Source organism: Tannerella sp., assembly GCF_030528505.1.
Lineage (GTDB): Bacteria > Bacteroidota > Bacteroidia > Bacteroidales > Tannerellaceae > Tannerella.
The window spans coordinates 30239-50227 of record NZ_JAUMYS010000008.1; the positions used below are offsets into that span (position 1 = coordinate 30239).

Sequence of the window (19989 nt, forward strand, 5' to 3'; positions counted from 1 at the left end):
CAGAACGTATCTGAATTAGGTTCGGAACGTATCCAAATCAGGTTCGGAACTACCCGAAATATAATTCCGAAATACCCTAAATAGGGTTCGGAGGGGTATTTAATACGGTTCGGAACGTATCGGAATCAGGTTCGGAATCTGCCCAAAATACGTTCGGAACGTATCCTTATAGGTGGTTTATGATATTCGCTACAATACCCAACCTAATTCGTCCATAATAACGAAAACTCGCGGCGCTTCCATTTTCTTACGTACGAGTTATATTCGGCACTTTTAAATGCCACCTTGTTTCCGGCACAGTCAAAAAAGCGAAGCTGCTGTTCCATACTCGAATTCGTCGAATCTTCGATCGCTATGATTTCCTTATCCGAACCTCTATAGACGAGAATACGAGTCGGCCTGTATATTGAAGATCGAAGTATAATGGAAGCGATTTCCTTTTCTAGCCACTCCGGTTTTTTAGCACCACATACTGAAATATTTAACTTATCGAGGGAAGATTCATTCTCTTTTTTGCATCCGGAAATAAACGAAAGCAAGCAAACCCACATTGTAACAAACAACTTAACAGTAAAAGTTTTCATCGGATATAAAATTTATGATGTATATGGCAAAAGTAATTCATTTACATAAAAAAATAGATTCGTATCTTTTTTAGAACGTCATATATCATAAGAACTAATCGTATGCCTCGGCAGGATTCGGTCAATAAACGGACTTATTTCTTGCAATTCTGCGAACTCAAGCTGACTAAAAAATCATGGAATGCTTTATCGTTATAAATCCCATACTGAAATTCGTGTGTGCTGCAATAGTCGGAAAGGGCTTTTAATATGGCTTCTTCCTTTTCTATGGATAATAACCGAATAATCAGTTGCAAGCCTGTCTGTCTCGTTGTAAGTGGAGCGCTGTCCTTGTCCTCAAATTTGATTTTCTGCTTATCCAACGACAAACACAGAAGCTCCTTACGCTGATTGGAGTGTAATCCCGATAAAAATTTCGTCTGCCCCATCAGGTATTCAACACAAGCCATCCGGAGCTCTTCGTTATCAGCCATCGAAGAGTAAAGCTTTTGATAGGCTTTGCCATGGGCTGCATAATACTCCTTATACTGAGCAAATCCGGATAAACTCTTCTTCAGCGACTTGTACTCATCAGACGATGTAATCACATCCTCTGTTTCCTTCGAGAGCTTAAACAGTTCCTGATACTTGTCGCTGATTTTAGGACCATCTTCTTGTTGACATGCCATCATGCCCATAAATACACTCAGAATTAAGACTATTCGTTTCATATTTCTTTGTTTTTAAAGTTATTTATTTCGTATCGTAGATGAAAAATCGTCGATTTCATCAGTAAAGTTACTCATTAAAAGAGGATATTGCGATAAAAAGTTTTTAATAGATGATGCCAAAAAGATTGAAAACGCTGCAAGACGATATGTTAAAAATTCAGGATCGGGAATTGTTTTTTTATTTTTCCTGTCGAATGACGTATCTTTACCGTTGCTTTACAACAACACGAAAAGATATATGCGTAAATCAAAATTGTTTAAGCGGGCGGCATGGATCGTATGTTCCGGCATCCTTCTTCTGGTTTTATCGGGGATCAGCTGCGGAGCATATTGCTTTTTTTCGCCCAACTTCATGCCGGAAAAGACGGCTTATGTCTACATATACCCCGACAAGGATTATGAAGACTTGTGCCGGCAACTGGAAGATTCGGCCGGATGTAGCGATATCCGCACATTCAGACAAGCCGCACGTTTACTGAAATATCCGGGAAAAATGAATACCGGGCGATACGCCGTCACTCGGGGAATGAGTAACTACGAGCTCTTGAAAAGCCTGCGACGAGGGTATCAGGCTCCCGTTCGAATAACGTTTAACAATATCCGGATGAAACAAGACCTTGCCGATCGTCTCTCTCAACAATTGATGATCGAGAGTCATGAGCTGATGAAGCTTATGAACGACTCCGATTACTGCCGCTCGATGGGGTTCACGCCTCCTACCATCAAGGCCATGTTTATCCCGAATACGTATGAAGTCTATTGGAATATCTCGGCCGAGAAACTGATGCAACGGATGAAGCGTGAATACGATGCTTTCTGGACGGATGCCCGCCGCAACAAAGCTGCACGGATCAGTCTATCGCCGCTTGAAGTCGCGGTACTCGCCTCGATTGTGGAAGAAGAATCGGCTATGACGGATGAATATCCGACGATTGCAGGACTATATCTTAACCGCTTATATAAAGGTATATACCTTCAGGCCGACCCGACCGTGAAATATGCTCTGGGAGATTTTACGATTCAACGGGTCTTAAACAGGCACAAAACGATCGACTCTCCCTATAATACTTACATGTACGGCGGATTACCCCCCGCTCCATTGCGGATACCGTCTATCCAAGGGCTGGATGCCGTGCTGAATTACAAGAAACATCATTATTTATATATGTGCGCCAAAGAAGATTTTTCGGGCAGACATAATTTCGCATCGACGCTCACGGAACATAATCAGAATGCCCGACGTTATCAGGAAGAGTTAAATCGGCGAGGCATTTACTGAAATTTGGCCAAGTCGCATAAAATCGTACCTTTGTCGCAATTTGTAAGTATTGTTATAAAAATAGAATAGCATGGAAAAGAAATTATTTTTGGGCGACGAGGCCATTGCTCAGGCCGCTATCGATGCCGGACTATCCGGAGTATATTCCTATCCGGGCACCCCCTCGACGGAGATTACCGAATACATTCAGCAATCATCCGTCGCACGTGAGAGAAACATACACCGCCGCTGGTGTACGAACGAAAAAACTGCTATGGAAGCAGCTTTGGGAATGAGTTATGCCGGAAAGCGTTCGCTTTGTTGTATGAAACACGTCGGTCTGAATGTGGCGGCCGATTGCTTTATGAATGCAGCCATGAGCGGCGTCAACGGAGGCATGATAATCGTTTCGGCCGATGACCCGTCGATGCACTCCTCGCAGAATGAGCAAGACAATCGTGTATACGGACGGTTCGCGATGATTCCGATCCTGGAACCATCTAATCAGCAGGAAGCGTATGATATGGTTTACGATGGATTCGAGTTATCCGAGCGATTAGGATATCCTATTTTGCTGCGTATCACGACACGTATGGCGCATTCCCGCTCAGGGGTTACAGTTCGTCCCGCTCGTCCGGAGAATCAAATGCATTGCCTGCCCGACGGCAGACAACGATTCACCTTGCTGCCGGCCCTGGCACGTCAACGCTATAAACAACTGCTGGCCGCACAAGATGCGATGACGGCGGCTTCGGAAGAGTCGAAATATAACCGTTATTTCGACGCGCCCGATAAAAAACGGGGCATCATCACGACAGGCATTGCTTTTAACTATCTTTCGGAAAACTATCCCGACGGATTTGAGCATCCGGTACTGAAAATCTGTCAATATCCGCTACCTAAGAAACAGATTGAGAAAATAGCTTCCGAATGTGACGAGTTACTCTTGCTCGAAGAAGGCTATCCCGTTGTAGAAGAGCTGCTGAAAGGTTTTCTGGGCAAAGGGCTAAACGTGCGGGGACGGTTGGACGGCACTCTTCCGCGCGACGGAGAGCTGACACCGGACTCAGTCGGCAAAGCGCTGGGAAAGAACGTAGCATGCTACTATACGATTCCGGAAATTGTGGAACAGCGTCCTCCAGCCTTATGTCAGGGATGCGGACATCGTGATATGTACGATGCTCTGAACGAAGTGCTCAAAGAATATGAGGAGCCGAAAGTTTTCGGCGACATTGGTTGTTACACGCTGGGAGCATTGCCTCCTTTCCGAGCCATCGACAGCTGCATCGATATGGGGGCCTCTATCACGATGGCCAAAGGAGCATCGGACGCGGGCGTTTTCCCGGCTGTTGCCGTAATCGGCGACTCGACGTTTACCCATTCGGGAATGACCGGACTGCTGGATTGCGTCAATGCCAACAGTAACGTAACCATCGTGATATCCGACAATGAAACTACGGCCATGACCGGCGGACAAGATTCGGCCGGCACGGGACGTATCCAGGCTATTTGTGCAGGCATCGGCGTCGCACCGGAACACATTCGTGTCATGGTGCCTCTAAAAAGAAACTACGAGGAAATGAAAAACATCATCCGCGAAGAAATCGAATATCGCGGCGTTTCGGTATTAATACCGTGCCGGGAATGTATTCAGACATTGGCAAGAAAGAAAAAAGCGAAATAACATGAAAACAGACATTATATTATCGGGAGTAGGCGGACAAGGCATACTATCTATTGCCGCCATTATCGGCGAAGCCGCGTTGAAAGAAGGGTTATACATGAAGCAATCGGAAGTACACGGTATGAGCCAGCGCGGAGGAGACGTACAGTCGAATCTTCGCCTCTCCGACAAGCCCATCGCTTCCGACCTGATTCCTATCGGACAAGCCAATTTGATCATCTCGCTCGAGCCGATGGAAGCGCTGCGCTATTTACCGTACCTGAATAAAGACGGCTGGTTAGTCACGAACACAAAGCCTTATACGAATATCCCGAACTATCCGGAGATGGACAAGGTGATGGCAAAACTCAATAAACTGCCGCATAAGGTACTGCTTGATGTGGAAACTATCGCCAAAGAAATCGGCTCTCCACGTACGGCCAATATGGTTATGCTGGGAGCTGCCACACCGTTCCTCGGCATCGATTACGAAAAAATTGCAGACGGTATCCGTTTCATTTTCGGGCGTAAAGGAGACGAGATTGTATCACTGAACCTGAAAGCATTGCAAGCCGGATACGAAATAGCTACAAAAGTATAATATGGTATATAGATTGATAATTTACAAATATAAATCTGTGATTAAAAAACGATAGTAATTCGACTAAATCATAGAAAATCAGCAATGATATAAATCTATCATTTTTAGGTACAAGTTTATTTACAATCATTTTTTGAAAAAGGAGCCGTCTCATATCCCAGCATAAAGAGACGGCTTTTTTATTTCTTTTCCGGCCCAAAAGACTCATACGTGTGATCCGAATAGAAGACCATGATTCGCAGTATTTCCTTTGTAGGAGCTATAGGAGGAATATAAACGTCTTTTAATGAGGATTTAGCCTCAACCAGTTCCGGCGATTTTGCTTCAGTTGGATTTATAGGATCCTTCTTTTCTTCTATTTTTGGCACATCCGAAACATGAGTAAACAAATCAGGAGCTTCTTGTTTCTCGTTTACAGAAGCGGACGTTGATTCGGAACGATTCATCGGCCCTGTGCCGAATAGCAACCAATCCGGACTGATATGCGGAAACTTTTCCAAAATCTTTTTTAATACATCTAAGCTCGGATTGTTTCGCCCTGATGTAATATGCGACATCGCCGCCCGCTGAATCCCGATTATCTCGGCGAATTGAGACGGTAAAAGCTGTTTTTGATTCATAATCAACATAATTCGATCTTTCTCATTCATAACCGCTATAGGATTAAATCGTTATTGATATGTCATGTTATCTTGTATATCATAGTATGCAAAGAATATACAAAGATAAATAACAAATTCGATTCGACAAATAACATTTGTAGTCTTTCCGGATTTACATAAGTATACTATCTATATATAATCATATATTTATATTTGTAAAAAGCATAAAATCTCTTCATATATGCTCTAAACAAACACTTTAATAAAGCATATTAATATATTGATTTCATTTATATTGAATACAAATATATGCAGCAAATATACAGAAAATGGGATATTCTCCCCGATCATTCATACCGCATTTAAATCAACGCTTCTTTTATATGACTTAAAATACTGGATATATTTATATTATGAACTAAAAAACTAATATTTTGGGCGAACTATAAACAATTGTTTGCTGAAAACAATTGTTTATCAAGAACACGTTATACACATCATAAATACAGAAACGAAGCATGAGAAAGTTCACATATGTAATCAGAATTATGCGGTATAATTTTGTATATTGTCCAAACTTCGCTTTTAAGAAGATACTTTTATATACTATTATCTGGCATTTGTCATCCAAAAAGAACTTCATTGCTTCTAGAATGCAATGTATGGTTGACTACTTATAACGACTTTTTTTTCTGCGGTGAAAAGTTTCGCCCATCTCTAAGGATAGATAAATTTAGAAACGCTCGCAGAATTAGCTATACGATGCCGAAGAAACTTTGTATTTCGTATTTCCGTCTCCTATACAAATAACGGAAAAAAGATTATTGAAGCATTTTATAAAACAACATGAGGGTGTGTCAAAATGCAATGTTTGGGCACACCCTCTTTAGGTGTGTAAGAATGGGTAAAAAGCAAGGCGCTAAGGATGAGGGTGAGGGAGCATACTAAGGTATGTGACCGAGCTCTCATTCCGCAAACAACGAAGCAGTTTGCCCGTTATGACACACCGCCCACCGAACAACATGACGACAGCACGATGAAGCCGTTAAAAGATAAAAATGGAAAGAAATGCTAATATGTCAGTGCATAATCTTATACAATAATTCCTTCATGATTTCGCCCTGTGTCATAGAAGAAGTCACGTCAATTCCTTTCGATCGGGCGTCTGCCATCCGAATTTCATGAATGGCCTGAAAAACTTTCATCGCGCTATAATTCCTCAAACCGCTCTGATAATCTTTTACCTGAATAGGAAAACGCAAGTTCAGGGCATTCATCAGTCCTCTTTCCGAACGATCTTTGGAATAATAACCGATCAGCAGGTTGGAGAAATAGTTAAACAGCACAGGAAGCGTGGCCTGAATGGGATGACTGTTCGGATTTTGTTCAAAATAGCGCGCTATACGATTCGCTTTCAATACATCTTTATCGGCGATCGCTCGCTGTAATTCAAAATTATTGTATTCTTTACTGATGCCGACATTCTTCTCGATCAGTTCCGGAGTAATTTTTTTTTCGGGAGAATCTGTCGTCAGAAGAATCCGTAGTTTATCCAAGGTCTGGTGAAGCAAGGCCAGATCGTTTCCCAGATATTCGGCTAACATAGCCGCCGCCTTGCGGTCTGCCTCAAAAGCCCGTTCACGAAGCACCGAAGCGATATAATCTTCGATCTTATAGTCCGGAATCTTTTTCGAGTCGAACAGCACGCCTGTTTTCGCAACCGCAGCACTCAGGCCTTTACGCCCATCGAGCTTTTTATATTTATGTTCGATTACGAGAATAGTCGAAGCAAGCGGATTTTTGGCGTAGCTGGTCAGCAAATCGATATTGGCGACCAATTGTGCTTCTCGAACAACGACTAATTGATACTCGGACATCATCGGGAAGCGACGCGCAGCATTGATGATATCGACCGCTTTCGTATCGGCTCCATATAGAATCATCTGGTTAAAGTCGCGTTCCGATTCATTAAGCACATGTTGCAGGAGTAATTCCGAAATCCGATCGATGAAATAAGGTTCTTCCCCCATCAACACATAGATGGGGCTGAACTTTTTAGCCTTGATGTCTCGGCAGATTTCTTCGTACGTCGCTTCTTTTCCGGCCATGTTGTGGGCGTTTACCAGCTGAATTTGATATGCTGCACGGTTTTCTTCCCTCGGATCATCATCTCCAGCGCACTGATACCCAGCTCAACATGTTCGGGAGCAAACTTTTGCGTTACACTCTTGTCGCTCTCCTGCGTCTTTACGCCATGCTCTTCAAGCGGTTTGTCGGAAATCATCAGCAGGGCGCCGGTCGGTATCTGGTTGGCAAAACCGGCCGTCAGCAAAGTAGCCGTCTCCATATCAATGCCTGTTGCATGGGTTTTTCTCAGGTATTCCTTAAAAGCCGTGTCATATTCCCACACACGGCGATTGGTCGTGTAGATCGTGCCGGTCCAATAGTCATGCCCTTTGTCGCGTATGCACGATGAGATCGCGCGAAGCATCGAAAATGCCGGTAACGAAGGTACTTCGGGCGGAAGATAATCGTTCGAGGTTCCTTCTCCGCGTATGGCTGCTATCGGGAGAACATAATCGCCAAGTGAATTGGCCCTCTTCAGTCCGCCACATTTACCCAGAAACAGTACGGCTTTCGGCATCACGGCCGACAATAAGTCCATGATTGTCGCAGCATTCGAACTTCCCATACCGAAGTTGATAATGGTAATCCCTCCTCCGGAAGCGTTAGGCATCGAATTTCGAAGCCCCAGAATCGGCACTTTGAAATGATCGGCAAACAGTTCGACGTATTTGGTGAAATTCGTCAACAATATATACTCCGAAAAATCTTCCAATTTACGATCGGTGTATCGCGGAAGCCAGTTTTCAACAATTTCCTGTTTCGTTTTCATAATCCTTTTCTATCTTTGTTGGTAAATTCGCAAGCAAATATAAGCAATGTACTCGTTAAATCTGCCCAAATATCCTCTAAAAATAACAGAAAAAAACGGAAAGCATTACGTTTTCGACCTTTTGCGCCGAAAAAAGGTGGTGCTGACCCCAGAGGAATGGGTACGGCAACATTTTGTAAACTACCTGCTCACCGAGAAAAACGTACCGAAAGAATTAATGGCCAACGAGGTGGCGATTACGCTCAACACGCTTTCACGACGATGTGACACCGTGATTTACGATACATACCTGAAACCTTTGGCTATTGTTGAATACAAAGCCCCGTCCGTACGGATTACTCAAGATGTTTTCGAGCAAATTGCGCGCTACAATCTGGTGCTGCGGGTACACTATCTGATCGTCAGCAACGGGATGGAGCATTATTGTTGCCGTATAGACTACGCCACAAATTCTTACACTCACCTGAAAGCCATACCATCATATACCGAACTCTTGGGGGAAAATTAATCGTGGCGAGCGTTGAAAACATTCCAAAAAAAGAGGGACAAAAAACGTTGTCCCCCTTACTCTTTTATTTTATTTGAATATAACATCTTGATATATTGTAATATCAGGATCTTTTTTCTTCATATTTTCGGAAGGCCAAAGCAAATTCTGCGCAGCCGAAATCACATCGTCTAATTTAAACCCGTGAATACAACGCCCCAAAAGGAATGAACAGGTATATTCCGTCCAATCCCGTCCACGTTGCAAGACGATGTTCATACATTCATCGAGACAGCGGTAGAATTGTTCTTCGGTAAGATATCCGATCCAGAAGCACCATTTCGCCACACTTACGGCGCGTCCGATGTCCCATGCATACGTCGATTGAATCGCTCTCACCTCTTCTTCCGGCAAATTCAATTCCTTGGCTATTTGGACATAAATCTTATTTAAATCTTTATTGGTCTGGTGTGTACGAATAAACTCATCGTACTTTTCGCTGCGTTGCAGTTGTAACAACGCATTTATTACACTGACAGCCGATGATTCGTCAACGATCTCCCATTGTTGGTTCATTCCCTGACGATACACGTCGGTGCGTTCTTTAGGGATGAGTGACAAAACCGGCTCACCACGATAACACGCCAAAACAGCACCATATCCCATGGCGCGTTGATGATTTTCGCCCAAAGGTTTACCCGAATAACGCGTGTCAAACTCTGCAAGCTGTAGTTTTCTGGCTTTCTTCATTTTAAAATTCAAATACAGCATATATCCACCAATCCCCGCCGCAACAATGGCGATGATGATATAAATCACATTTTCCATATCGATATGTTTTTGAAATTATATCGACAAATCTACATAAAAAATTGGTAATTCTACGTATCCGGGCAGAGAAAAATCAAGGCTGCAACAGGCAGAGAAATGACTGGAAGCATAGTTCTTATTCGGTCTCGATCACGCCGATTTCGCGAAACCAGTCTTCGGCACGATCCGGCCAACTGTTTACCATCACGCCCGTATCGCGCAATCCATAGCCATGGCCTCCTTTTCCGTAAAGATGCATCCATACCGGAATATTGGCTTCTTTCAGCGCATAGTAATAAAAGAGGCTGCTGTTGATAAACGAACGATCGTCTTCAGTCTGAATCAACATAGTCGGCGGTGTTTTCGGAGAAATCTGAATCTCAGGAGCCAACCCGAAATGTTCGCCTGCCAGATAAGCCGGATAAATCAGCAGGCAGAAGTTGGGACGGCAACTCACCTTGTCGATTGCGCTTTTCGCGGAATATGTTCTTTTATTAAATGAGGTAGAAGCCATTACTGCCAGATGTGCTCCTGCCGAAAACCCCATCACTCCGATTCGGTTCGCATCGATATTCAGTTCTGAAGCATTCGCACGCACATAGCTAATGGCACGTTGTAAATCCTGTAACGGGGCCTCATGTTTCGGTCGCCCTTCACGGCGAGGCACGCGATACTTTAATAGCACCGCAGTAATCCCCAATTCGTTTAGCCAAAGGCAAACTTCATCACCTTCCAAATCATATGCTAAAATATCGTATCCACCTCCCGGACAAACAATCATTGCCGAACCGCTGGCCAGTTCTTCCGAAGGCTTATAGATCGCTATCGTCGGGTCACTAACATTCGTAACCCGGCACACCATTTCGCCGGCGACTTTATTTCCTTCCTTACTGACCGTTTCGATCATTGTAGAAACTTCGCCCGGAACACCCTCCGGAAAAAGTCTGACGATTTTCTCTTGTGCCGTCACGACAACCTCCATGAAAATTAAACAGATATACGGTAATATCAACTTGCTCATTTTTCAATCTTTGTTTTTGATTTCTTTCGTCAACGGCAGCAAAATTATAAAAAAAGCAAAAGATAAAAAATCTTTTGCTCTATTTTATTGTTTCTTTTTCTTCCTGCATATCCAACTCGTTCTTCTCCTGATCATAGAATCGATATTCCAGAAAAGCCATGCTCTCATCAGGTACCACCTTTAGTTGAAAGGAGTATTTCATCTTCCATTTCATGGCCAGTGACAGAAACCCTTTATTAATATAGGCCGCCACATAAGGATGTACATGCAGGGTAATTTTTTTAACGTTATGTTTGTTTACAAGACAGTCTATCTTTCCTTCCAGATTATCGGTAAACAAGATGGAAGATTTAATCGTTCCCGTTCCGAAGCAAGACGGACACTTCTCGGTTGTCTTCACATCAAGAATCGGTCGCACCCGCTGACGGGTGATCTGCATCAGACAGAACTTACTGAGCGGAAGGATATTATGCTTAGCCCGGTCATTCGCCATGGCTTTTGTCATATGCTCGTACAATTGCTGCCGGTTGGACGCTTCTGCCAAATCGATAAAATCGATCACAATAATCCCGCCCATGTCACGCAATCGCAACTGCCGGGCGATCTCATTGGCCGCAGCCACGTTCACATCGAATGCCGTCTTTTCCTGCTCCGTGCTGCCTTTCATCCGATTGCCGCTATTGACGTCGATCACGTGCATCGCTTCCGTATGCTCGATAATCAGATAGGCTCCACTCTTATACGTTACGGTCCGTCCAAACAGCGACTTGGACTGTCTGGTGACCCCGAATTTATCGAAAATAGGCATATCGCCCGTATATAATTTTACAATATTCTTTTGCTCGGGAGCAATCAGACTCACGTAATCATATACGTTTTCGTATACCTGCTTGTTGTTTACATAAATATGCTCGAATGACGAGTTGAAAATGTCGCGCAAAAGCGCTACCGTCCGAGCTGTTTCTTCATATATAAGGGTCGGAGCCTTTGATTTGGGGACTTTGGGAATATTATCTTCCCAGCGTTTGAGCAAATTCTTTAACTCTCCGTCCAACTCGGCCACTCGTTTTCCTTCGGCCGAAGTGCGCACAATCACACTGAAATTCTTGGGCTTTACACTTTGTATCAATTGGCGAAGACGCGCACGTTCTTCATTCGATTTTATCTTCGTTGAAACGGAAATCTTGTCAGAGAACGGTATCAGCACCAAAAAACGTCCGGCGAACGACAGCTCGGCCGTCAGTCTCGGTCCCTTGGTCGAGATCGGTTCTTTGGCAATCTGCACCAAAATTTCATCTCCCACCGTCAATATATTACCGATACTTCCGTCTTTCTCTATCTCGGGAAGAATCGAAGTCTTCGACACAGGCTGCCGTTTCTTGGGATCGCCCCGCCATTGTTTAAGAAATTTCTGCTGCGTGTTGAAGTTTGGCCCTAAATCCTGATAATGAAGAAACGCATCTTTTTTGCAACCCACGTCGACAAAAGCGGCATTCAAGCCCGGCAACAACTTTTTTATCCGTGCCAGATAAATGTTGCCCACCGCAAAGGAATCGCTCCGGGGCTCCTTCTGAAGCTCTACCAGGCTTTTGTCTTCCAATACGGCAATGGAAATTTCGTCTGACTTGACATCTACTACTAATTCGCTTACCACAATGATGCTATTTCTCGTTCTTTTTATTCATATGAAAAAGAACAAACTTAAAAAATCTGCTTAAGTTTGTTCTTCAAAATCCTTTCAAAGACTTATTTCTTCTTGTGTCGATTCTTTTTAAGTCTTTTCTTACGCTTATGCGTCGACATTTTATGTCTCTTTCTTTTTTTTCCGCTTGGCATAATTCCTGTTAATTAGTGATTAAATCATTATTTATTTGCCACTTGATTCATGAAAATCCGAGCGGGTTTGAAAGACGGAATGTCATGCTCCGGGATAATCATCGTAGTGTTCTTCGAAATGTTACGTGCTGTCTTTTGTGCACGTCTCTTTACTACAAAACTACCGAAACCGCGGAGATATACGTTTTCCCCTTCGGACAAGGATTTCTTTACTACGCTCATAAACGACTCTACACTTGCCAAAACGGTGTTTTTGTCAATACCTGTGCTCTTTGCGATCTCGCTAACAATATCTGCTTTTGTCATGTCAATAAATATTAAATGAATAATTTCTAATTTTTTGGACTGCAAAGATATAGGTTTTATTTGAAATAATGCACTTTTTTGAAGAAAAAGATTGTTTATTTTCCAACCTTCTGATTTCAAAACAGATTAGACGAGTAAAATCATGTTTTTATCCGTTATTTCATGGGGATGAGGAGCCATTCATCGGCTTTGGGAATGCTCGGAAATACGTATTTTTGCCCGCGAAAAAGCAGCAACATGAAGCAAAAAAACGAGATATATAAAGAAAGCGAACAGCTCCGGGCGTGGTACAGAGCAAACAAACGCGACTTACCGTGGCGGAACACTTCCGATCCGTATCGTATCTGGATTTCTGAGGTTATTCTTCAGCAAACACGTGTTGCCCAGGGACTCGATTACTATTATCGTTTTATCGAACGATTTCCCGATGTGGAAAGTCTGGCCGAAGCGCCGCAGGAAGAAGTGCTCAAATACTGGCAGGGATTGGGATATTATTCCCGCGCGCGCAATCTGCACGAGGCGGCAAAAGATATCCGGCAACGGTTTGGCGGAGTTTTCCCTTCGTCGTACGAGGAAATCCGTTCGCTCAAAGGCATCGGCGAATATACGGCAGCGGCTATTGCTTCGTTCGCATGGAATCTGCCCTATCCCGCCATCGACGGGAATGTGATCCGGGTGTTGGGACGGCTCTTCGCCGTAGAGACACCGGCTGACAGCGGAAAAGGTAAAAGCGAATATCGTCAGCTGGCAACGCTGGTAATGCCTCCCCAACAGGCCGGTGAGCATAATCAGGCGCTGATGGAGTTCGGAGCGTTGCATTGCATCCCCCGAAATCCCGACTGCACGAACTGCCCGATGGTGAAACAATGCGCCGGACATGCTTCGGGCAATCCGCACCGCTTTCCCGTCAAACAACATAAAACGAAAACGCGCGACCGCTTCTTCCATTACTTTTTTATCACGCATGGCACGGATACTTACCTGCATCAACGTACTGGAAACGATATCTGGAAAGGACTGTTTGAGTTGCCGATGATAGAAACCGAAACACCGGCCGACTTGAACGCTTTACAGGAGACACCAGCTTTCGGAAAACTTTTCCAAGAAACAGGACACCTGGAATTCACCCCGGTCGTCGACGAAATACGGCATATCCTTTCGCATCAGATATTGCACGCAGCATGCTACATCGTAAAGATCGAGAAAGAAAATACGGCGTTAAAAAAACTCGTCCGAACCACTCGCGAATCTATCGACATATACCCTTTCCCGAAATTGATAATCAATATTTTATCAAAGATAGAAGAAAAATAATTTCGGATTGAGTCGTTTTTTTCCGCCATAAATTTGTACAGTTCGTAAAAGACGCCTACATTTGTTCCTCAAACCGTTATAAATTATAAGTCCTATGTCACTGAACAAAGTTATATTGATTGGAAATGTGGGTAAAGACCCCGATGTGCGTTATTTCGACAGCGGAAATGCGGTAGCCAACTTTTCACTGGCAACGAATGAACGCGGATATAAGCTTGCCAACGGAACGGAGATTCCCGAACGGACGGAATGGCACAATATCGTAGCCAGTCGTGACCGTGCGCAGTTTGTGGAACGATACGTCAGAAAAGGCTCGATGGTTTATGTCGAAGGAAAGATTCGGACACGCAGTTATGATGACCAGAGCGGTGTCAAACGGTATGTGACCGAAATCCATGCCGACCGCATCGAATTCTACTCGTCGGGGCGCAAACCGCAGGAAGGTGATACACAGACACCGGCGTCGTCCGCTCCGTCCGTGCCGTCCGGCGAAGTCCATACAGGTACGGACGAAATCGATGACCTGCCGTTCTAACCTTATCTTAACGCATCAGATTACTCCTTGGATTCAGACGATTATTACCCGAGTATGGCATTACAGACCGTGTATGACGGGTCTGTATGGAATGTTGTGATTCTTTTTTGCATCATGCTCTTGCTGCTGGTTATTTCAGGGTGGATAGCCGCGGGAGAGCGAGCGTTATTTTCGCTGTCGGTCGACGAGACGAACGAAATACGTGAAGAAAAAAGCACAAGAGACAAGTTTATCAGACAATTATCAGACCGGACGCAGCAAACACGCACGGCTGTTTCGATTGTGCAAACCATCCTGATCGTTACGATAACGATTCTCGGGATGTACGCCGTTCAGTCTGTGTGTTCAACCCTTCGCTCGACCGAAGGATGCGTGGCCGGCATTTTCGGTATCGGCCTGCTGCTGTTCGTTTTTAAAGGGTGGTTTCCCAAATTTCTGACGCAGGGCAAGCACCTCCGCGTAGCACGCACGACGGCTCCTTTCCTCAAAACGATCGACTGGCTCTGCCGGCCGGTCAGCCGGTGGATGTACGCTTCGCCGGGCCATCAGCACAAGTACGAATCGCAGTTAAACGAATCGACGATCATCTCGAAAGAGACGGCCGACGAGAAAGAGATGCTCGAAGAAATCGTACATTTTTATAATAAGACAGCCGATGAAATTATGGTACCGCGCCTCGATATGAAGGCCATCAATGCGAAATGCTCTTTCAAGGAAGCGCTCGACATCATCATCCGGAGCGGTTTTTCACGCATCCCCATCTACGAAGAAACGGAAGACAACGTGACCGGCGTACTGTATGCCAAAGATTTGCTTCCGTATATTCAGGACACGAGCGATTTTGAGTGGCAAAAGTTAATCCGACCGGCCTATTTCGTTCCTGAAACAAAAAAAATCGAAGGACTGCTGGAAGAGTTCAGAACCAACCGGGTACATATCGCCATCGTGGTTGATGAGTTCGGTTGCACGTCGGGGTTAGTGACGATGGAAGATATTATCGAAGAAATCGTCGGGGATATTTCGGACGAATACGATACGGACGAGAAACAGTATTTCAAACTGCCCGACGGAAGTTATATCTTCGAAGGAAAGATTCAATTGAACGATTTCTTCCGCGAGACAGACATCGAGGAGGAGGAGTTCGGCGATCTGACGGAAGATATTGAGACGCTTACGGGCTTGCTCCTCAAAATCAAAGGCACTTTGCCGCGCCGCCGTGAGATGATCGAGTACCGGAACTACCGTTTCCGCGTACTCGAAGCGGACGAACGGCGTGTAGTGAAAGTGAAATTCGACCGTATCCCTCCGGCACCCGGAAAAGAGAAATAACAATGCGTAGCTTGTCGTGGATTCTTATATTGGCCGGCTGCGCGGCCTGTTCGACACCTGTGCCGAAGCCGCGCGGCGTGCTGCGCATCGATCTGCCGGAAGCGAAATACACCTCGTTCACGGCCAAAGAACTGGCCTATGTTTTTCGGGTATCACAGCTCGTCACCATCGAAATGCCTCCCGCCGATACGACGGAAGACTGGCTGAACGTCACCTACCCTTCGCTGAACGTTAAAATGTATTGCAGCTACCGAAGCATCACCCGTGAGACGCTTCCTCGCTGCGAAGCGGAATGTCGCGAACTCGTCGCACGCAGCGCCCGCGATGCTCAGGCGATTTCCGAACAGGCTTACGAAGCTCCTGAGCGCCGTGTCTACGGCACGCTCTTCCGGATCGATGGCGATTCGCCCTCGCCTGTCCAGTTTATGCTCACCGACAGTGTTTCGCACTTCTTTCGCGGGGCGCTCTACTATCAACAACGTGTCGATGCCGATTCGGTGGCGCCCGTGACCGAATACCTTCACCACGATGTGATGGAACTGATTCAATCGTTCGACTGGAAATAGCCATGCCCGTTCTGCCCGAATACACAACCCCGCAGCGAGGAATCTGGAAAATCGAAGAAAGTCGCGATGAACTGCTGGCTCTGCTCACGCGCAAAGACGATTACATGCCGTTTCTGAGCCGTTGCAAATCCGACAGCCGCCAAACGGAATGGCTGGCCGTGCGCACATTGTTAAAAACCATGCTCGGCCATGAAACATCCATCGCCTACCACCCCGACGGCATTCCTTACCTGCCTGATGAAGAGCTGCATATCAGCATCTCGCACACGAAAGGCTATGCCGCCGTCCTGCTCGGTACGCAACCCCGTATCGGCATCGATATCGAGCACCGCTCCGAACGCATCCGCAAACTGTACGAGCGCTTCCTCGGCGAGTCGGAACAACGCCTTATCGGCCGGCAGCCTGATACCGAAACGTTGTTAATTTGCTGGAGCGCCAAAGAAACAGCCTTTAAAATGATGAGAAAAAGAGCGGTCGACTGGCGAAACGACCTGCAAATCATATCGTTCGATGCGCAGCACAGACAACTCTCCATCCGCGAGACCCTCACACCGTACGCTACGCTCTGTTCAATCCGCTACATCGCCACCCCCGAATTTATCATGACGCAAAGCGCCCCCCAAGAATCTTTGGGGGTGGTTCGGAACGGTATTTAGGTACGTCCCGAAGGGTATTAATACGGTTCGGAAATAGATTATGACCGGTTCGGAACCTGATTTCGGATGGTTCGGAGGGGTATTTCGATACGTTCGGAACGTATGGGTGAGTAGTTCGGAACCACTCATGGATATGTTCCGAAGCAGGTGTCGGGTAGTTCGGGAACGTACCCGAAGTAGTTCGGAGGTCAACGGTGAGTATTCCGGAATCACTCGTCGACACGTTCGGAAAGACCCGTCGGGTTATAAAGAACCACCCGACGGGTGCCTCTGAGCTACCCATCGGGTGCTAATAGAACTACCCGCTGATAAGTTCCGAAATACCCGTCAGGCATTTCCGAAATACCTGCCGACAAGCTCGGAACTACTCATCGACGACCTCGGAAATACTTTTGGGCTCTGTTCGGAATGTATACGGATGCTCTTAACAATGGTTATTGAAGCTTTTTGATCAATACGATTTTAATCTCAGGTATTAATCTTCCCGGCCAACAAGTATATTTCGAGTCTAATAACTGATAATCGACAGACACTTTCAACTTATCGATTTTGTATTCATCCGCCAAGTTTACCGGAAAATAGGGTTTATTATTGATCTGCACAAGCCAACCACAGCCGTCTGTCGCCGGATTCTCGTAAACAATTATGCACTCTGCTGTCCGAACTTGAAGTTCTTCGGAACTTTCTAATTTATTCATTTCACACCCCGATCCAACCATCAGTGAAAGCAAGGCGCTTATCCATACTATAAGTTTTGTTTTCATGTTTCTTCCTGGTTTTAAACATTTATAATTGATTCCGCGTTCCGGATATTTCTCTTATGCCGCGCCTCCGGTACGGTTTACGAAGCGCACCGGCTTGTCAGGTGGAATATCGGTTGTTTTTTCCATCGCTTTTTCTTTTTTAATATGATACCACAAAAGTACAAATAGTTTTCTGATTAAAAACGTGGCTATTGCTTTAGATAATCAACCCAACGATTGGTAAAAACAGGAAGGCAAACCATCCCCTCATACGCTGTTTCATTTTATTCTGCTTTAATATTTGTGTTTTCCTTGTTATCTTACATACCGACTACTATTTTTCACGTTATTTCTAACTGTTTTTAGCCCTATATTTCCCGCGTTTTACGCGGAGATTAAAAATAAAAACCATACATCAACGTATTTATCAAACATATAATTAAATCAACCCGTCATTGTCTTAAACAGATAGATTCGGATAAGTCCAACCGCTCATTAACATCTCCAAATAAACAAATAAATGTATACGCATAACAAAGTATATGATGCAACCAAGCAGTCAAACGGTGCATTCCATGATGTTAAACCCAAATTACGCGATACACTGTTCGGTGTTTACCATTAATAATCAGACGTATGAATGTACGACAATGGTTATGTCAGGCTTACAGCCCTCCGCCGAGATGCGATGCCTTTTTCCCCAACGCTTCGCATTGGGCTGAATGATCTCGCCCTTTCAGGGCTCTTTCTGCAATCATCGGTCAGCATTCAGCAATCAGTGGAGCCAACAAATCAACGAATCAACAAATAAACATCTCAACAATTCAACAACTCACCGCCTCTGCGGGGTTTATAAGGGCCGAAAGCCCGGATTATTTCAGCCCCATCCCGCAAGGGTGGGGTATATTGACATCCGGGCCTTATTCGGAGGGCTGAAGGCCTGAATTAAATTCATGCTTATTTCTTCTATTGCGGAATCTGGGTTAAAAATGACAGAAAACGAAAGTTTCTAAAAACGCAGCTCTTACAAAAAAGCCTGCCCCAACGGTGCGTGGGGCAGGCTCTTATAAAGGAAAAACGCGATTAGCGGGCGATATAGTCGGTGTAATACTTGTCGATATAGCCCTTCAGCATTTTAATCGAAGCAGGTACGGCGGTATCGGGGTTTTCCTTGCCTTCGAATTCGAGTGTAAGGTAGCCCCTGAAGCCGACGTCGTAGATCTGTTTGATGATACGATCATAGTCGAGATCGAGCGTGTACCAGGTCCCGCCTCCGTTATACGTCTTGGCCGAAATAAAAATCGCTTCGGGAAGTACCTGAGCCAGCTTGTCGTAAGGCTCTTCGAGGAAATTACCCGTATCCACAAGGAATTTCAACCAGTTGGAACGGACATTCTTCTTGATCCGAAGCATCCCTTCGGGTGTACCGGCAATGCCCCAATGATTTTCGAGAGCGAGCGTCACGCCACACTCTTCGGCTACGGGCAGACACTTGTAGATCGCATCTTCTACCCATCCGAACGCATCATTATCCGTATACCCTTCGATAGGTTTTTCGATTCCACGCGCTTTCATCAGGTTATCGAACGAGCCGCTGGTTCCCCATGTGCCCGAGTTCAGGCGCAGCGCAGGGATTCCCATCTTATAAGCCAATCGAATGCAACGGATCGTATGGTCTACCATCCGCTGACGATACTCCTTATCGGGATTCACCCATCCCTGATGAATGCAGAGGCATACCAAAGCGACACCGTTCTCGTAAGCTAATCGTTTCAGCTTCTGCAAATAGCTGTTATCTTCGCTTTCCATCTGGCGATGCAGTACATCGACCCCTTCGATGCCCATATCGGCCGCTTTGAGAATACACGATTCGATGGAATCTTTCCGCTCACGGAATCCCCAATACGAATACGTTGATACCGCCAGTTTGAGACGTCCCTGCACTTGTTGCTTGCCGGACACTGCCTCTGAAATTTCCGGCACCGTGTTGCTTGCAAACGTCGGGACTCCCAAACCGGCCACAATACCGGCAGTGCTTTGCGCTAAGAAAGAACGACGCGATAATTTCATAA

19 protein-coding genes are annotated in these 19989 nt (G+C 45.2%); 9 read left to right on the forward strand and 10 right to left on the reverse strand.

The features are described from left to right. Positions 1 to 718: 718 nt before the first annotated feature. Positions 719 to 1294, reverse strand: coding sequence for a hypothetical protein (locus Q4A89_RS02260; protein WP_303183433.1), 576 nt, complete (start codon positions 1292 to 1294; stop codon positions 719 to 721). A gap of 238 nt (positions 1295 to 1532) precedes the next feature. Here Q4A89_RS02260 and mltG point away from each other — a divergent pair, with 238 nt between their 5' ends. The 3 genes from mltG (at position 1533) to Q4A89_RS02275 (ending at position 4816) form a co-directional block, all read left to right on the forward strand. Then, the gene (gene mltG / locus Q4A89_RS02265; protein ID WP_303183435.1) at positions 1533 to 2573 is read left to right on the forward strand and encodes an endolytic transglycosylase MltG; all 1041 of its coding nucleotides are present in this window, start codon (positions 1533 to 1535) and stop codon (positions 2571 to 2573) included. A 70-nt stretch (positions 2574 to 2643) separates the two neighbouring features. Then, positions 2644 to 4236 carry a thiamine pyrophosphate-dependent enzyme gene (locus Q4A89_RS02270; protein ID WP_303183437.1) on the forward strand — a complete coding sequence of 531 codons (1593 nt, stop codon included), beginning with the start codon at positions 2644 to 2646 and terminating at the stop codon, positions 4234 to 4236. A 1-nt stretch (position 4237) separates the two neighbouring features. Next, positions 4238 to 4816, forward strand: coding sequence for an indolepyruvate oxidoreductase subunit beta (locus tag Q4A89_RS02275; protein ID WP_303183439.1), 579 nt, complete (start codon positions 4238 to 4240; stop codon positions 4814 to 4816). A gap of 179 nt (positions 4817 to 4995) precedes the next feature. Here Q4A89_RS02275 and Q4A89_RS02280 read toward each other — a convergent pair whose 3' ends face one another. From Q4A89_RS02280 to Q4A89_RS02290, 3 genes are all read right to left on the reverse strand, one after another. After that, positions 4996 to 5466 (reverse strand): helix-turn-helix transcriptional regulator, encoded by a 471-nt coding sequence (locus Q4A89_RS02280; RefSeq protein WP_303183441.1) that lies wholly within the window; start codon positions 5464 to 5466, stop codon positions 4996 to 4998. Positions 5467 to 6497: 1031 nt separating this feature from the next. Further along, positions 6498 to 7526 (reverse strand): DNA polymerase III subunit delta, encoded by a 1029-nt coding sequence (gene holA, locus Q4A89_RS02285; RefSeq protein ID WP_303183443.1) that lies wholly within the window; start codon positions 7524 to 7526, stop codon positions 6498 to 6500. Between the two features lie 11 nt (positions 7527 to 7537). Continuing rightward, positions 7538 to 8314, reverse strand: coding sequence for an AMP nucleosidase (locus Q4A89_RS02290; RefSeq protein ID WP_303183445.1), 777 nt, complete (start codon positions 8312 to 8314; stop codon positions 7538 to 7540). Positions 8315 to 8360: 46 nt separating this feature from the next. On the opposite strand from Q4A89_RS02290, the gene Q4A89_RS02295 reads away from it, so the two are divergent. Further along, positions 8361 to 8822: a type I restriction enzyme HsdR N-terminal domain-containing protein gene (locus Q4A89_RS02295; protein WP_303183447.1), complete on the forward strand. Its 462-nt coding sequence runs from the start codon at positions 8361 to 8363 to the stop codon at positions 8820 to 8822. A 69-nt stretch (positions 8823 to 8891) separates the two neighbouring features. Here the strand turns inward: Q4A89_RS02295 and Q4A89_RS02300 are convergent, their stop codons facing one another. The 4 genes from Q4A89_RS02300 to Q4A89_RS02315 form a co-directional block, all read right to left on the reverse strand. Beyond that, a complete protein-coding gene (locus Q4A89_RS02300) occupies positions 8892 to 9629 on the reverse strand; it encodes a DUF1266 domain-containing protein (RefSeq protein ID WP_303183448.1) in 738 nt (245 codons plus the stop codon). A gap of 118 nt (positions 9630 to 9747) precedes the next feature. Then, complete coding sequence (locus Q4A89_RS02305; RefSeq protein ID WP_303183482.1) at positions 9748 to 10593, reverse strand: alpha/beta hydrolase; 846 nt, start codon at positions 10591 to 10593, stop codon at positions 9748 to 9750. A 118-nt stretch (positions 10594 to 10711) separates the two neighbouring features. Beyond that, positions 10712 to 12286, reverse strand: coding sequence for an Rne/Rng family ribonuclease (locus tag Q4A89_RS02310; protein WP_303183450.1), 1575 nt, complete (start codon positions 12284 to 12286; stop codon positions 10712 to 10714). 209 nt (positions 12287 to 12495) lie between these two features. Beyond that, positions 12496 to 12774 carry an HU family DNA-binding protein gene (locus tag Q4A89_RS02315; RefSeq protein WP_303183483.1) on the reverse strand — a complete coding sequence of 93 codons (279 nt, stop codon included), beginning with the start codon at positions 12772 to 12774 and terminating at the stop codon, positions 12496 to 12498. A 237-nt stretch (positions 12775 to 13011) separates the two neighbouring features. Between Q4A89_RS02315 and mutY the strand changes: the two genes are divergently transcribed. The 5 genes from mutY to Q4A89_RS02340 all read left to right on the forward strand — a co-directional run bounded on the left by mutY (position 13012) and on the right by Q4A89_RS02340 (position 17174). Then, positions 13012 to 14088, forward strand: a complete 1077-nt coding sequence (gene mutY / locus Q4A89_RS02320) for an A/G-specific adenine glycosylase (RefSeq protein ID WP_303183452.1) — start codon at positions 13012 to 13014, stop codon at positions 14086 to 14088. Positions 14089 to 14182: 94 nt separating this feature from the next. After that, positions 14183 to 14623 carry a single-stranded DNA-binding protein gene (locus Q4A89_RS02325; protein ID WP_303183454.1) on the forward strand — a complete coding sequence of 147 codons (441 nt, stop codon included), beginning with the start codon at positions 14183 to 14185 and terminating at the stop codon, positions 14621 to 14623. Positions 14624 to 14677: 54 nt separating this feature from the next. Further along, positions 14678 to 15952, forward strand: a complete 1275-nt coding sequence (locus Q4A89_RS02330; protein ID WP_303183456.1) for a transporter associated domain-containing protein — start codon at positions 14678 to 14680, stop codon at positions 15950 to 15952. A 2-nt stretch (positions 15953 to 15954) separates the two neighbouring features. Then, positions 15955 to 16518, forward strand: coding sequence for a gliding motility protein GldD (locus Q4A89_RS02335; protein WP_303183457.1), 564 nt, complete (start codon positions 15955 to 15957; stop codon positions 16516 to 16518). A gap of 2 nt (positions 16519 to 16520) precedes the next feature. Beyond that, positions 16521 to 17174 carry a 4'-phosphopantetheinyl transferase superfamily protein gene (locus tag Q4A89_RS02340; protein ID WP_303183458.1) on the forward strand — a complete coding sequence of 218 codons (654 nt, stop codon included), beginning with the start codon at positions 16521 to 16523 and terminating at the stop codon, positions 17172 to 17174. A gap of 434 nt (positions 17175 to 17608) precedes the next feature. Here Q4A89_RS02340 and Q4A89_RS02345 read toward each other — a convergent pair whose 3' ends face one another. Then, positions 17609 to 17938 carry a hypothetical protein gene (locus tag Q4A89_RS02345; RefSeq protein ID WP_303183460.1) on the reverse strand — a complete coding sequence of 110 codons (330 nt, stop codon included), beginning with the start codon at positions 17936 to 17938 and terminating at the stop codon, positions 17609 to 17611. 1062 nt (positions 17939 to 19000) lie between these two features. Further along, a complete protein-coding gene (locus Q4A89_RS02350) occupies positions 19001 to 19987 on the reverse strand; it encodes a sugar phosphate isomerase/epimerase (RefSeq protein WP_303183461.1) in 987 nt (328 codons plus the stop codon). Positions 19988 to 19989 lie beyond the last annotated feature (2 nt).